The organism is Aquiflexum balticum DSM 16537 (assembly GCF_900176595.1).
In the GTDB taxonomy this organism is placed as follows: domain Bacteria; phylum Bacteroidota; class Bacteroidia; order Cytophagales; family Cyclobacteriaceae; genus Aquiflexum; species Aquiflexum balticum.
On the sequence record NZ_LT838813.1, the window covers coordinates 60,281 to 75,544 of the forward strand.

A 15,264-nucleotide genomic window follows, 5' to 3' on the forward strand; every position below is an offset into this window, starting at 1 on the left:
CAAATGAATAATTCATTTAAGCGTTTTTTTTAAGATTGTTCTAAGTTGTTTTTAGGTTTAAAAAAACCCCTCCATGATTGGAATTTTAATTTCTAAAAAGAGCCAAAAATCTGATAATAATCACTTAACTTTTTGACAAATAGTTGTTTAAATTCCATTGGGATTATTTAAATTTCTCTAGAATCAAAAAAAATCTTTTCAGCATTTAACTATAAACACCATCATAACCACCTAAAATAATCGGAAAAATGGAAGATCATCATATTAACCGTCTAGCTATGTTGCTATTGGCTCTAAGTTTATGTTTTGTGGCTGCATGTAATTATTATAAGCCCATACCGACTTCACCTTCCTCTATGCCAAGTGCCAAATCGCAGGAAATAGCATCAATGAATGATAAAACATTCATTATTAGAAGCAATCAGGGAGATTTTTTATTGAAGAATACGGAAGTAAGGATTGATAAGGAAGACTTGTTGGGGGTTTTGGATACAGTTCCAGAAAAAAATCAATCCTATATTTCAGATACCAAACAAAGATTTTCCTATAGTTCAAAAGATCCAAGTGTTTTAAGTGAAGTACACATTTATACTTCCTTGGAACCAAATGTACAGATTGGGCAAGAAGTGATTATTCCAATTTCAAATATCAATAAATTAGAAGTGATTGAAAGGGACAAACAAAGAAGTAGCACAAATACTGTTTTTACAGCTATTGGAGTCACAGTGGGAGTCTTGGCAGTTGCTTTTACAGTTTTAGCATTGTCGTCTTGCCCTTTCATCAGTGCTTATGATGGGGAAAAATATGTTTTGCAAGGGGAGTCCTTTGGTGGAGCAATCTACCCTTCTTTAGCTAGGGAAGATTTTATCCCCCTCCCCTCTCTACTGATGGGAAATGAAGTAAAGTTAATGATACATAATGAACTTAAAGAACACCACTACACAGACTTTGCAGACTTATTATTGGTCAGTCATTCTTCTGACGAGCATGTTTTAATTCAACCAAATGGTGATTTGAAAATCATTAAGCAAAAAATCAAGCCTTTTGAAGCGAGCTTAAACAACCAAATAGATGTCCTGCAAAAATTAAGTGTAAACGATAATAATTTTTGCAATTTCAATGAATTTGATGATGAAACGGCCATTAATCAAGTAATTGTAGGATTTGACAATCCACTAGGCGATCAAAAGCTCAGCCTATATCTCAATTTGAGGAATTCATATTGGTTGGATCACATCTTTGGGGAATTTATCAGCAAATTTGGCAGCCAACATGTGAATTGGGTAGAAAAACAACGAAAAAGACCTGCAGAAGAACTTCTGGAGTGGAGGGAATCACAAAATATCCCCTTGTCCATATCTGTAAAAACGAGGGAAGGTTGGAAAGAAGTACAAAAACTGAATACAATAGGTCCTTTGATGAACAGGGAGGTCTCTGTTTCATTGGAAGGTTTACAAATTGAGGGTCCAACTGTAGAAATCGCACTGAGTTCAGGATTTATGTTCTGGGAAATTGATCAAATAGCTTTGGTCACCGTAGAAGATGTCTCTCCAAATTCTATTCAATTACTTAAGCCTGATCAGGTTTTGGATGAAAATGAAAATAATATGCTCCAACCAATCCTTGATAAAGATGGTGTTTTTCTCCAACAGCTTGAAACGGGTAATAAGGCATATATTACCTATAAATTGGATAACTATAACCCAGAAGTAACTTATTCTGCTTTTCTCCATACCAGTGGATATTATGAACCTATCCGGGATTTCAAAGGTAAGACAGATAAAAAGTTCCTGACAAAATTCAGAGAACCTGGCACATTACCTAAATTCAGCAAGTTTAAATTTTTGGAATTGGCAGGTGATACATATTTAGGATCAAACTGATTTAAGTATGCTACTGGAAGAGAATACCTCAATTGATACTGAACAAGCCAAGTTGGATCGATTATTCGATGATGCGCCTAGAAGACCCCTGCTTTACCCATGGCAGGAAGAATTAATTCGCTATTGGATAAAAGTCCATTTTTTTTTCCTGGCTTTGAACACTTATAAAAACTTCAAAAAAACCTTTGAGGTGCTTAAAATATTTCAGGAATTCAAAAAAAAGACATTTGGCAGAGACGGGGAAAGGAAGATTACTTTAAAAAACGGCAAGATTTGGTTTGGTATTCATATACCTCCTTTCCCCTCCAAGAATTTCAACAAATATATACTGACTGAATTTCACCGTTATGTACCTCATTCAAGGTCTATCAATACCTTTCAACAAGTTAATTTTGCTATTACTACCAAATGTCCCATGCGCTGTGAACACTGCTTTGAATGGGACAACCTGAACATGCCTGAAACTTTTTCTTTGGAACAGCTTCAACAACTTACCAAAAAGTTACAAAATCAGGGTCTCGCCCATATTTCTTTGAGTGGTGGTGAACCTATGATTCGGTATGAAGAAATGGTAAAATTGATTGAGAACGGAAATAAAGATACCCATTGGTGGGCAATAACTTCCGGATTTAATCTGAATGAGGAAAAGGCAAAACGATTAAAAAAAGCAGGGGCTACAGGTTTAGTGGTAAGTATTGATCATTATCTACCCGCGTCACATAACAAATTCAGGGGGCATAAAGATGCCTTTAACCATGGAGTAAATGCGGCAATTTCCGCAGGGAAAGCAGGTTTGATGGTGGCCATTTCTGTTTGTGTTACAAAAGAAAATGCTAACAGAGTATTTCTGATGAATTTTATGCAGATGGCCATAAATTTGGGTGCGGACTTCGTGCAGTGGCTGGAACCAAAAGCAGAGGGGCATTATAGAAATAAGGATGTTGAAATGAATGAAGGGCAAATTCAATTAATGGAAGAAGTATATGAAGAACTTTGCCATAATCCAAAGTACAGAAAATATCCGCCGGTAATGTACTATGGCTATTACCAGAGGAGAATTGGTTGTTTTTCCGCGGGAAGATCCAGTTTCTACGTGGATTCTGTGGGGATGGTGCATTCCTGTCCATTTTGCCATTCTGCTGATTTCAAAATTACCGATTGGCTGGAAATGCCTGCTATAAGTGGTAAAGAGATTACAAAATGTGAATTATATTAATTTGAGATGAATCCAAACTTTCTTATGAAAGAAATCCTTTAAGGTGTGGGGCCTTTAACCAATAAGGGAAGTCCAATTCCAATAATTGGACTTCCCTGTTTTGAATTTTTCAATCTCGATTAAGGATTTGGTTTTATCTCTATGAAAAGGTTTTTAGCTTATATCATTGTTCAGAAGGATTTGATCCAAATCTTCCCCGGGTAAGGCAACGATTCTTTCATTTTCTTCATCCCATTCTATCCTTCTTCCTATTTTGTAGGATAAGCCGCCCATATGGGCTGTAATGGCTTCCTCGAAACCTTCAACTATCCCGCAACTTGGCTCTCCTCCATTACGGATACAGCTCAGCCATTCCCTGATATGCAGGAAGGTAGAATCAACCCTTTTACCATCTCTATAGGTCCATAATAATCCTTTATTGGCAAAATATTTGGCAGTAGCTGAAGTCACCGCATCCACGCCATTGGCACTTGGATCATATTGGTAAATCGGTACCATGGGGTCTATGCGATTTTCTTTAATCAAATCCGCATATTTTGTAGATCTTGGGTCAGCATGAATGGTTAGCATATTTCCCAACTCCATAGTGGCATCGTGTCCCATCAACAAGGTTCCTCTTTCGAACTGATTTCCCAAAGTGGCACTATAGACCAAAGTCATTCCTTTTTCTTTTCCGGGTTCCTGACTGCTGCCTGTACTGAAATCCGGGAAATCCATATTGATCTGCATGACATCGGGAACATTTCTTCCATCTCTATGGGTATAAATCCCTCCCGATGCTGTAATGTATTTTGGAATTCCCATTTTCAACACACAGTTGATCCTGTCATAATCATGGGTCAACAAATCACCGGAAAGTCCTGAACCATAGGCCCACCATTTCCTCCACCGGAAGAAATGTTCCGAATTGAAAGGTATTTTGGGTGCTGTTCCCAAAAAGGCATCCCAATCGATGGTACTTGGGGAAGCATCAGGATGGATGTCATATTGCCAGGCGCCATTGTCGTCGTTTCTATTTGTAGTCGTGGTGACCAACGATACATGGCCTAAAGTCATTTTTTCAATGGCATCTTGGGCTGTCAGGAAGCTTTGTGTTTGGCGATGTTGGTGACCAACAGCCATGACTACATCGGGATTTCTCCTACAGGATTCTCTGAGGTCATAAGTCTCCTGAATTGTATGGGTCATTGGTTTTTCGATGTACACATGCAGACCGGCTTCTATGGCCTCTATAGCCATTGGTGCATGCCAATGATCAGGAGTTGCAATGATAATGGCATCAATTTCGCCACTGTTTATCATTTCGCTATGGGTACGATAGCGTTTGCATACATTCCCATCCTGATTGAAAGACGCAAGTGCTTTTTCGGCCCTTACATCAAAGATGTCACAGATCCCGGCCAATTTAACATTGAGGTTTTCCTGTGCCTTAAAATCCTCCAATCTTTTATCATTCGGATTCTCAGCACTGGATTTGGCCATTTGTTCTAACCATTCGGTGGTGGCAAATCCCAAAGACCGCATCAATTGCTCACCTCGTATCCCAAAACCAATGAGTCCGATTCTGAGCGGTTCCCCACTCATAGGGCCGGAAGCAGGTGGTGCAGAGGCTTTAATATTCAAGGTTTCCAAGAGAAGATTACGTTCAGATTTGGCTTTTTCACTAAACCTAAAGCCCGCAGTCCAAACTGCACCTACAATAGGGATACCTCCTAGTATTTTTAGCCAATCTCTTCTCGAAAGGCCTTTGAATAGATTTTTGTCAGTTTCCATAGGATTTAGTTTATAGGGTTAGAGGTCTGCAGCTTCTTCCTGTTGAAAAGCTTTTCAATGCCAAATACAAAATCTGTGGGAAACAAAAACACAACAAACAAAGCTGCTGCCTCAATCAGGTTTTTGTTTACCAACCAATAACTTCCTTCGCTTGGTCCTTGAGGGTAACCCGGAAACGGTGGGTGGGCAAAATAATACATCAACAACAAACCTATCCCTATGATACTGGCCCACTTGGTTTTAAATCCAATGATCAATGAAATGCCTACAAGAACCAAAGCGGCAATATTCAGGGTGTCGACAATGGATATCATTGACTCACTTGCCAACCATTTGAAAAAGGATTGCATGTAAGTAGCACTTAATAGATATCCTTTTGCAGTCCAGGATGGACTATACAATTTGATCACACCTTCATATAGAAAGTGCCATCCTATCAGCAAACGCATCAACACAAGGCTGAAGGTCTGCACAGAGGTGAATTTCGGGTTTTGAACCATAAGTATATACCGTTGATTTGATTCACGAAAGTACCTACGGAAACATTCAGAAAATATGACTTATGTCAATCTAAAACATGATGTACAACCTTAAATACCAGAAAATTCCAGTCAGAAAAATCGTTTCAAACAAGTCAAAATATCATTTACATGACTACTTTAATGTTCAAAAAATACTTGAGTAATTTGATCTCTTCATTCTCATACTTTTCTACCCTCAGGTGTTTGAAACAGTCATCATATTGAATCCTGATAAAGAATTCAGCGCTGTCCAGTTCAATGGTTTTGGCCGTCAGAATAGAGATATCGTCGGTCTCTGCATATTCTACTTTTTTGATCATCGGATTTTCGACGATTGTTTTGGAACAAACAATATTTGCCTCATTCAAAAATGAAATAATCAAATCTCCCTCCCATGGTTCTGATTTTGAATATTGCTCTCCTCTCAACCTCCCCGGGTTTTTCATAGAATTAATCAGTTTCACTGAATCCCTGGAGTCCATAGTAAAGCTGACCATAAGGATTTCAGGCGTGTTCTGCACCAACAATATTTCTGCTTCATTTTCCTCCGCTACTTGTTCTTTGGAAGCTTTGCAACCGCTCAAAACAAACAATAAACAGACAAAGAGGAGAAAATTTGAATTATTTTTCATAAGTACTTAATCAAACTTTTGAAGCTTTAATCGAGCTGAAGTGAACTACCTGACAATACCAAATCTCAATATTTTTACAGATTTTTGGGCATTTAATCTTATAAAATATTGCCCGGATTGAAGCTCCTTCACTTCAATGGGGATAACATTCCCGTTCCTTTCAAAAGCCCTGATTTCATTCAATATTCTGCCATTAATATCGATGATCTCAATGGATTCCAATAGAGGATCAATAAATTTCAGGTATTCAATAAAGACAATGTCGTTTGCTGGATTGGGATAAAATTTAAGACTTTCTGAAATCTCACCTTTTTCTGCAGACAGAATGATATTTACTGTTACTGTTACTTCAACTGAAACAGAATTGGAACAAGAATCCTTTATGGTAAATATCACCTTGTTTTCTCCGACATCACCTCTTCCAAATTCAGTTTTGGACAATTTCATCTCAGTTATTTCACAATTATCAAAAGATCCATCATCCACATCTTCGGGATTCAAAGTACCAAATCCATCAGAATCCAAGAAGATTTCAACATTTTTCGCTTTGATGGTGGGTTTAATGATATCGTCTACAGTGACTATCACCTCAGCTTCGGCTTCATTTCCACTGGAATCTATAGCTTTAAAGATAACTTTATTGTTACCCATATCTTCGCAAGTGAATTTTTCTTTAGAAATGCTGATTTCCACAAGCTCCACATCATCATAAGTGCCATCATCTATATCTTCTGCACAAACAATCGCTTCCCCATTTTCATCCAATTCGATTTTGACATTTTTGGTAACTATAACAGGAGGCGTCAGGTCAGCAGCAGGCCCAATCACATTTATAAATTCTTCCCTGGAAAATACATTTTCGCCAGAACTATTTTTTGCTTTCAAAATGACTTTATACTTTCCTCCGAATCTATAGGAAACCTCGGGATTTTTCTGATTACTTTTTTCGGGAGTTCCCCCTTCGAAAGTCCACTCCCAGGAGGTGGGATTGTGGGTAGACAAATCAAAAAACTTAACTTTTTCCAAAGACTTTACTTCCAATTTGTTGGCTCCAAACAGGACTATGGGTCTTGCGGGTGCTTCCGGCGTAGAAAGGAATTTCAATCTTGCTTCCAAATGATGGCTACATACATCACAAAAGTTTCTACCCAAAAATCTCATTTTACAATTTTGATGTGGCCTGTGCCAGGTAGGTGATTCGGCATGAGGATAAATTCCTATCCCATTTCTGTTCAAAAAACTCCTCCATTTATTTGTCAAAGGGTTGGCATCTTGAGTCATATTATGTCTTTCTCTGGCATATTGCGGCCCTGCCCAATATTCATCCCCCAAATCCCCATAGGTATGGCCCAATTCATGTATCATGATTTCAGCGGCCGAGGAATGTGTCGAAAAGACCGCAAAGGTTCCGCCGGATCCGCCATATTTGCTATCATTGACCACAAGTACCCCTATATCATAGAATGGCGTATTGTAAAATAAAACTGATAGAATCTTAATTGAGCGCCAAGCGACCAATAAGCGTTCAATATTATGAGACCAATAAGAGCTGCCAAAATAGTTATCAATCAGGTTATTGGGGTTCATAGCCGCCCCAGATACATTTGAAACTACTTTGATGGCATAAACATTGATAGCATTTCTGTAATTTCTCCATGGCATTTGTTCCAGCATTCCTGCTGTTGCATTTTTTGCATCGTTGATAAATTTATCCTGTTGAGCGGCGGTGTAGCCATCTCCCAATATCACCATGTTGGTCACTTCATTTGGTGAACCACTGTAATGAATAATCTCCATGGGCATCAACTGCGCCTTGGATTGAAGGGAAAACAATATGAAGACAAATGTCAAAATAACTTGAATTTGCTTTGTGTAAAATTTAACCATGGCATACTTTATTGAAAAAAAACTTTAAAACTATCCTGACTATACCAAACCCTTGAGTTATAAGCGAAATAAAACCCAAAGTACCTAACCAAAATGATATCTTTCAAAAAAAGAAAGATACCTGCATAATGGGATTAACAAATCTCAATCAAAATTTCAATTACTTAGATTTCACCGCAACTCAGATACAAATAAAAAAGAGTGTGGCACTAAGTGAAGGTAATTGAAAATGAAACGATGGTTTAATTTACCAAAATTGTTTTATCCCAGCACAAAATATTTACTTTTTTTCCTTATTTTCCAAAGATATTTTTATTCAGATATGCATTTCTGAATTTTCCTTCAGGATCATACTTTGACAATAAGCCTTTAAAATCTTCAATTTTCGCATATCTATTGCTTAAAATTTCATAAGGAATGGTAAAAAGTTTAGCCCAATGAGGTCTGGGTTGAAACTTGTCCAACTTGGCTTCCATTTGAGGAAGTAAGGCCATAACTTCGGGTATTTCTTGCTTCCAGGTTGTATGGATAGCTACTGAGTCTCTTTGATAGGCTGTACTCATCCACAAATCATCTGCTTTGATGGTCCGGATTTCTGAAATAAAAAGATGCGGATGAATCTGTGCTGACATGCCCCTGACTGCCATCATGGCTTCGTATCCATTTTCCAATGGGACAAAATATTCGGATTGCAGTTCTTTTCCTGCGCTTGGCTGGAACTCCATCTTGAAATGGGGAAGCCTGTCATACCACGGCCCTGCAACTCCCAACTGTTCCGAACAACTTTCAGCAGACATCGAGGGGACGGGGTGCATTTTGATACTTGCTTTTTTGGCTCCAAAAAAATCCTCAGGAAATTCAGGAGTTTCACCTTGCATTATTCTTTTTTTGACCCAAACTTCATTGATCTTATCACTTCCCCAATCCAAAAACAAACTTACACTGTATCCTGAACCCATAATTTCCAGAAAATTGTCTTTTAGGGATTCCCAAGGTAAATCCATATAAACCACCTGGGCCACTTCAAAAGTAGGTTGCAAATCCAATGTCACTTTGGTCACAGGCCCCAATGCTCCCAAACCCACTACAGCCCCATAAAATTCCTTATCGGCTTTTCCCAAACTGACCAAGTCCCCATTTGCATTTACAAATTCTATGGCAGCTACTCCTGTGGAAAGATTTCCATTTTCCAATCCTGATCCATGGGTAGCTGTAGCAATTGTACCCGCTACGGAAATATGTGGCAAAGAAGCAAGATTATGCAAGGCAAAACCTTGCTCATGCAGATAGGTGCAAAGTTCGCCATATTTGATACCGCCCTCCACCGTAACCTGCATTTTGTCTCTGTCCAAAGAAATCACCTTGTTCAAATGGTCAAAAGAAACCAACATCTCTTCAGAATCAGCTATTCGGTTAAAAGAATGTCTTGAACCCAACACCCGAAGAGACTTACTTTTTCTTACAATTTCCTGCACTTCAGCAATTGTCTTGGGAAAGTGGACATTGTCGGTACTGAATTGAAAATTTTCCGCCCAGTTTAAAAGGTAATCCGCTTCCATTGTTTCGGGTTTTTTAGGTGAACAGGAAATCCATGGTGAAACCAAAGCTGCCCCAATCAGGGCCGAGGTGTTTTTGACAAAGGTTCTTTTGTTCATGGGTTTGGTTTTTGAAAGGTAAGTTAGGGAAAAAAGACTTGCTTTACTCAATCCATAACTGATAAAGGGTTTCGGTTCAATTGTGCATTGTTCCTCGCCTTGTCATTTCGACCGGAGGGAGAAATCTATAAACCTGAAGGCAAAACAGATTTCTCCTTCGTCGAAATGACAAGGAAAACCTTTTTCCAGTCCTAAGGCGTCTATTCATATTCTATCGTTTCATTCTCTTTAATCATGTTCCTCATTTGCTACGGAAAAGTCGTCTCAAATCTCAGGTTATATATCTTTCTTCTCCAGAAATGTAATCGGCACAAACTCCTCAATAATTCACCTTCAATTCCTTCACTTTGGTCGGTAACCAAACCTGCATTTCGCTGGCACCACGATTGGCCCAGGTGTAATAAGGAATAGCAGTGATTTTTTGATTTTTGGTGAGTACACTATTTCCATCTTCAGCTACAGTCACTACATTTACATTACCCTGAATGGCCATCACTTTTTCCTGAAGAACTGTATACTCTACTGCCTCAAAACTACTGTTTTCAGGCACGACTATATTCCAGGCTTTCCCCTCATTATCCGCTCCCTCCACACAATAGACCATGGGGCCTCTTTGCAATGCAATCCTATCCTGATTGGCCTGTACTTCATTTCTTGCCCTGATTTTCCTGACTTCCATAGGGAGCTTATAGGTGATGACATCTCCTTTTCCCCACTTCCTGTCAATGGTAATATATCCGTTTTCGAGATTATGTGCCACAGGTCTGCCGTTCAGCATTACTGAATAAGTCTGCTTGCTTTTTCCTTCAAATTGGTACAATCCACCCGGCACAGCTTCCTCCTTGGCCCAACCCGGCAACCTCATTCTCAATGCATACTGAGTCTTTTTGGAGGGATTCATGGCAATTGTAATCTCACCATCCAAAGGATAATTAGTGCTCATTTCAAAAGGAACCTCCACCTTACCCATTTGGAAAGTAGTTGTGCTCCCGATGAAGAGATTGACCCAAATGGTGTTTTCGGAAGTTGCATAGATATAATCCCCGACCGAAGCGACCAACCGGGAAATATTGGAAGGACAGCAAGCTGTTCCAAACCAAGCCCTTCGGGAATGCTGTCCATTGGAAGCCAAGGGATTTCCATAAAAGAAGCTGTCCCCTTTCAGACTCAATCCATCCAGGGCCGCATTGTATAGACTTCGCTCCAATACATCCACATACTTGGAATCTCCTTCCAGGGAATTCATTCTTTGATTCCAGAAAACCATACCCACCGAAGCACAGGTTTCACTGTATGCCCGCTCGTTGGGAAGGTCGTAATCCACTGAAAAACCTTCATTGCTACCCGAAGATCCTATCCCCCCTGTGATGTACATGTTTCTATGAACCACATCCTCCCACACTGTCTTCATGGCATTCATATATCCATCATCTTTTTTGGCGGCACCCACATCGGCGGCACCGGTGTACATATACATGGCCCTGACTGCATGACCTGTAATTTCTTTTTGATCTTTGACAGGGACATCATCTTGGGCATATTTTGGCCCCCAATGTGGATTATTCCAAATCGCACCTACACCATGTCCCCTACCCCTTTGTTCCAAAAACCAATCGGACAATTCCAGATACTTTTCCTCATTAGTGACTTTGTACAATTTGACCAAAGCCAGTTCGATTTCCTGATGGCCTACTACCCACGGCGTATTGCTTTGCCTGAACTGCTGATCGATATGGTCAGCCATTTTGATCCCTACATCCAATAATTTCCTTTTTCCGGTGGTCTGATAATAAGCCACACCGGCTTCTATCAGATGTCCCGCACAATAAGCCTCGTGTTTGTCCATGTCCTTCCACCTGTTTTCCAATCCGGTCAAGGTATAGAAAGTATTGATATAGCCATCCTCCTCTTGGGCAGCGGCTATTTTATCAATCCACTCATCTGCCTTTGCTTCCAATTCAGCATCCGAATGGTTTTTCAAAGAATAAGCAATGGCTTCCAAAGCTTTGTAGACATCACTGTCATCGTAATAAATGCCCTCATGCTTTTCATTTGCCCGCCTCGCTGCTTTTTCGAAATTGCGGATCCGGCCGGTTTCCACCTCTGTTTGTTGGATGCATACCTGCAAAGTGGTATTGGCTACTTTTTCCAGTTTTGGCTTCCAAAAATTGTCTGTGATAGTAACTTTGGAAAAGCTGACAGATTCAAGCCTTATCAGGTCAGATTGAGCATTTAGCGAGCTTGTGCCAAAGGTTATGACGGCTAGAATGAAATGCTTTAAAGTTCTCATAGGTCTGTATTTTGGGTTTGATTTTAAAAGGTACTAAAGTTCGATCTTTCATGCATCATTTTTTATTTGGACTGCGGATTTTGGGGTCAATTGTGTCAAAGGCTTATCCTTGTCTTTTCGACCCCGATGACTATCGGGGGAAAAATCTATTTACCCGGGAGGTTCAGACCTCTCCTGTCTTTCATGCGAAAGGGGAAGATCATTTTGAACTCTTCATCCCTTTTATTAAAACAATAGGGCTTTATTCCTATAAATCCTTTTGCGTAAAATCCTGCTAATCCTTACATTTAGAATAATCTTAAGGTAAAACCTAATCAAATTGAAGTTCAATTTTCTTTAATCGCCCTAAAGTAATCCCATCATGTCAAAACCTTATTTTAAATTATTTCCACTTAATTCTGCTTTTTTATTACTATTGCTTGCGTGCCTTTCCTGCCAATGGTCTGCCAATGACTCCATGGAAAGGTCTTTGGAGAATGCACTTCAGACTTTTGAATTAGAAGAAGGATTCCAGATTGAACTGATTGCCGGAGAGCCATTGATATCAGATCCTGTGGATATGGAAATTGATGAGTATGGGAGAATGTATGTCGTGGAAATGCATGGTTATCCTTTGGACCTGAGTGGCAGTGGAAAAATCAAACTCTTGTCTGATACCAATGGGGATGGCAAAATGGACCAAAGTACAGTCTTCGCTGAAAATCTGGTTTTGCCAACAGGAATCCTACGCTGGAAAAATGGGATTTTGGTCACCGACCCACCACATGTTTATTATCTGGAAGACAATGATGGGGATGGTAAAGCGGATATCAAAGAAATTGTCTTGACAGGATTTGCGGTATCAAACCCACAACATAATGTCAATAGCCCAAGGTTGGGATTGGACAATTGGATCTATCTTGGCCATGAACCTGCGGTATCGACCAACACCTTCCAGGATCTGTTAGGCGACAGGGGCTCTGAAGTTCATTTCCCCTCAAATCCTGAAGGTGTGCGATTACCCCAAAACGCTGGCGGCAGAAGTGTGAGATTTCGTCCTGATAGTTTTGAATTGGAAGTTTTGGCAAGCCGCACCCAATTTGGGCATACTTTTGATAAATGGGGCCATCGTTTCGTCATCAATAACAACAACCATATCATTCAAGATGTCATTCCCGCAAGGTATCTTAACCGAAATCCCTATCTGCTGGTTTCACAGAGTACCGAATCCATTTCTGACCATGGTAATGCCGCTGAAGTTTTCCCCATCACCAAAAATCCCGAGCATCAACTCCTGACTGATTTAGGAGTAATGACATCTGCCTGTGGCATCACAGCGTATCTTGGCGGAGCTTTTTCCAACGAATATGATAAGGCTGTTTTTATTGCCGAACCTGTCAGTAATATCCTACACATAGATTTGCTTTCAGACAATGGGACACTCTTCAAAGCCAGTCGCCAACATCCTGACAAGGAATTTCTTGCCTCCACTGATTCCTGGTTCAGACCTGTTAATATGTATATCGGTCCTGATGGAGCCCTTTATCTCCTTGATTATTACAGACAGTATATCGAGCACCCTGAGTGGATGGCTGATGATGTCGTGAATTCCGGGGCATTGTATAATGGTACAGACAAAGGGAGAATTTACAGAATCACGCCTAAAGGAACAAAGCCATTGAATTGGTCCAACAAATTGAAATTGGGGGATTTTACTGATCAGGAACTGGTCGAAAAACTTGCTGATTCCAATATCTGGTGGAGAAGAAATGCCCAGAGACTTTTGGTGGACAGGGAAATTTCAGAAATTCCGGATGAGTTATTTTTCATGGCAAACAACAATCAAAAGCCTGAAGGTAGGGTTCATGCTTTGTGGACCTTAGAAGGTCTTGGTAAAACAAATCCGGAACTGATCATCAATGCACTTCAGGACAAAGAGGCGGGAGTACGGAAAAACGCCATTCAGATTGCAGAACTTCATCTGTCCAAATACCCCGAAATGGAATCTGCCTTGTTTCAAATGGTTTCGGATTATGATCCCAAAGTTCGTTTTCAGCTACTTTGTACCTTGGGATTTTTAAAAGGGGAAGCCGTTTCATTGGCAAGGGAAAAATTACTTTTTGAGGATATAGAGGATAAATGGATGCAAGTAGCAGCATTGTCCGCCCCTTTTGAGGATAACAAAACATTAATGCAAGCCACCCTATCAAATTATAAAGAAGAAATTCCTGCTTATGGTATTTTGGTGCAGCGATTAAGTGCCATGACAGCATCCAGTTTGGATAAAGATGCCATTATGGATTTAATCAGCAAAGGGACTTCTACCACCACAGGACAAGTCAGTACTTGGCAGGCCCCACTCCTTGCAGGCTTGGCACAAGGACTTCAAAGTAAAACAATAGAGGGACCAACATTTCTTCCTGCTGAAAATATGCTTTTGACTGCCTGTTTTGAAAATCCGTCCATTCCGGTCAGAGATGCATCTGTAGAACTTTTAAAAGCGTTAGGTGTGACCGAATCTTCCCAGTCAAAAATCTTATTGGAAAAAGCCAAAACCATCGCAGCAAACAAAAACTTGTCTGAGCAGGAAAGAGTCATTGGTATCAATTTCCTTTCCCTTTTTAATCCAGAGGATAACAAAACTTTTTTCAAAAGTCTGCTAAAGCCCATTGAACCAAATGAGGTGCAGTTGGCAGCACTTAAGGCAATAAGTCGCATTCCTGATACTTCAGCAGCTGAATTGGTGGTGGAATTATGGCCATCATTTACTCCCGTAATCCGGGAAGAAGGGTTGAACACTTTAATGGCCAACAATGACAGGATCGGCATTTTGTTGGATGCGATGGAAAAGGGAATCATCCAAGCCAACAACCTTGGTTGGCCAAGAAGTGTCAGGCTGATGAACAATTCCAATATTCCCCTTCGTACCCGTGCCAGATTACTGATCAACAGTGAAGAGAAAAGCAATGAGGAAATCCTGCAACAATACCAAACCAGTCTGACATTAAATGGATCACAATTAAAAGGTCAAACTGTATATCAGGAGAATTGTGCTGTTTGCCACAAGATGGGACAGGATTTGGGGATGGCATTTGGTCCTGATCTGGCTACCATGAAAAACAGAAGGCCCGAAAATATCCTCAGTGACATACTTCTTCCCAATCTGTCCATTGCAGATGGCTATGATCTTTGGGCTGTAGAAATGCAAAATGGGGAAAATTTACAGGGTTTGATTGCTTCGGAAACCCCAACTGCAATCCTACTTAGATTTGCTGGTGGTCAAGAAAGAAATGTAGCAAGACAGGATATCCGGTCCTTGAAGGTGATGGAAATGTCAGGCATGCCCTCGGGTCTTGAAAACAATATCAATCCTCAGGAAATGGCTGATTTATTGGCCTTTATACTTAAATTCAATTAACCCCAATCTT

Annotated in this window: 9 protein-coding genes; 3 read left to right on the top strand and 6 right to left on the bottom strand. The window is 40.0% G+C overall.

Annotated features, from left to right (window positions below; all coding sequences use genetic code 11):
• Positions 1 to 248 precede the first annotated feature (248 nt).
• A complete protein-coding gene (locus B9A52_RS00300; RefSeq protein WP_157370031.1) occupies positions 249 to 1,883 on the top strand; it encodes a hypothetical protein in 1,635 nt (544 codons plus the stop codon).
• A 7-nt stretch (positions 1,884 to 1,890) separates the two neighbouring features.
• On the top strand, positions 1,891 to 3,099 hold the full coding sequence (locus tag B9A52_RS00305) for a radical SAM protein (RefSeq protein ID WP_084118413.1): 1,209 nt from the start codon (positions 1,891 to 1,893) through the stop codon (positions 3,097 to 3,099).
• Positions 3,100 to 3,252: 153 nt separating this feature from the next.
• On the opposite strand, the gene B9A52_RS00310 is transcribed toward B9A52_RS00305, so the two are convergent.
• The 6 genes from B9A52_RS00310 to B9A52_RS00335 all read right to left on the bottom strand — a co-directional run bounded on the left by B9A52_RS00310 (position 3,253) and on the right by B9A52_RS00335 (position 11,857).
• On the bottom strand, positions 3,253 to 4,872 hold the full coding sequence (locus B9A52_RS00310) for a Gfo/Idh/MocA family protein (protein WP_084118414.1): 1,620 nt from the start codon (positions 4,870 to 4,872) through the stop codon (positions 3,253 to 3,255).
• Positions 4,873 to 4,877: 5 nt separating this feature from the next.
• The gene (locus B9A52_RS00315; RefSeq protein WP_084118415.1) at positions 4,878 to 5,372 is read right to left on the bottom strand and encodes a DoxX family membrane protein; all 495 of its coding nucleotides are present in this window, start codon (positions 5,370 to 5,372) and stop codon (positions 4,878 to 4,880) included.
• A gap of 146 nt (positions 5,373 to 5,518) precedes the next feature.
• Entirely contained in the window at positions 5,519 to 6,025 is a 507-nt protein-coding gene (locus tag B9A52_RS00320; RefSeq protein WP_084118416.1) for a hypothetical protein, read from the bottom strand.
• Between the two features lie 45 nt (positions 6,026 to 6,070).
• A complete protein-coding gene (locus tag B9A52_RS00325) occupies positions 6,071 to 7,876 on the bottom strand; it encodes a M64 family metallopeptidase (protein ID WP_172805150.1) in 1,806 nt (601 codons plus the stop codon).
• A 329-nt stretch (positions 7,877 to 8,205) separates the two neighbouring features.
• Positions 8,206 to 9,567, bottom strand: coding sequence for an FAD-binding protein (locus B9A52_RS00330; protein ID WP_084123339.1), 1,362 nt, complete (start codon positions 9,565 to 9,567; stop codon positions 8,206 to 8,208).
• 319 nt (positions 9,568 to 9,886) lie between these two features.
• The gene (locus B9A52_RS00335) at positions 9,887 to 11,857 is read right to left on the bottom strand and encodes a glycoside hydrolase family 127 protein (RefSeq protein ID WP_084118418.1); all 1,971 of its coding nucleotides are present in this window, start codon (positions 11,855 to 11,857) and stop codon (positions 9,887 to 9,889) included.
• 361 nt (positions 11,858 to 12,218) lie between these two features.
• Here B9A52_RS00335 and B9A52_RS00345 point away from each other — a divergent pair, with 361 nt between their 5' ends.
• On the top strand, positions 12,219 to 15,254 hold the full coding sequence (locus tag B9A52_RS00345) for a PVC-type heme-binding CxxCH protein (RefSeq protein ID WP_084118420.1): 3,036 nt from the start codon (positions 12,219 to 12,221) through the stop codon (positions 15,252 to 15,254).
• Positions 15,255 to 15,264: the final 10 nt, after the last annotated feature.

What these genes read in the sequence shown, in the direction of transcription:
- B9A52_RS00300 (WP_157370031.1), top strand. Translation starts at nt 249, where the DNA reads ATGGAAGATCATCATATTAACCGTCTAGCTATGTTGCTATTGGCTCTA.
- B9A52_RS00315 (WP_084118415.1), bottom strand. Translation starts at nt 5,372, where the DNA reads ATGGTTCAAAACCCGAAATTCACCTCTGTGCAGACCTTCAGCCTTGTG.
- B9A52_RS00330 (WP_084123339.1), bottom strand. Translation starts at nt 9,567, where the DNA reads ATGAACAAAAGAACCTTTGTCAAAAACACCTCGGCCCTGATTGGGGCA.
- B9A52_RS00305 (WP_084118413.1), top strand. Translation starts at nt 1,891, where the DNA reads ATGCTACTGGAAGAGAATACCTCAATTGATACTGAACAAGCCAAGTTG.
- B9A52_RS00310 (WP_084118414.1), bottom strand. Translation starts at nt 4,872, where the DNA reads ATGGAAACTGACAAAAATCTATTCAAAGGCCTTTCGAGAAGAGATTGG.
- B9A52_RS00335 (WP_084118418.1), bottom strand. Translation starts at nt 11,857, where the DNA reads ATGAGAACTTTAAAGCATTTCATTCTAGCCGTCATAACCTTTGGCACA.
- B9A52_RS00320 (WP_084118416.1), bottom strand. Translation starts at nt 6,025, where the DNA reads ATGAAAAATAATTCAAATTTTCTCCTCTTTGTCTGTTTATTGTTTGTT.
- B9A52_RS00345 (WP_084118420.1), top strand. Translation starts at nt 12,219, where the DNA reads ATGTCAAAACCTTATTTTAAATTATTTCCACTTAATTCTGCTTTTTTA.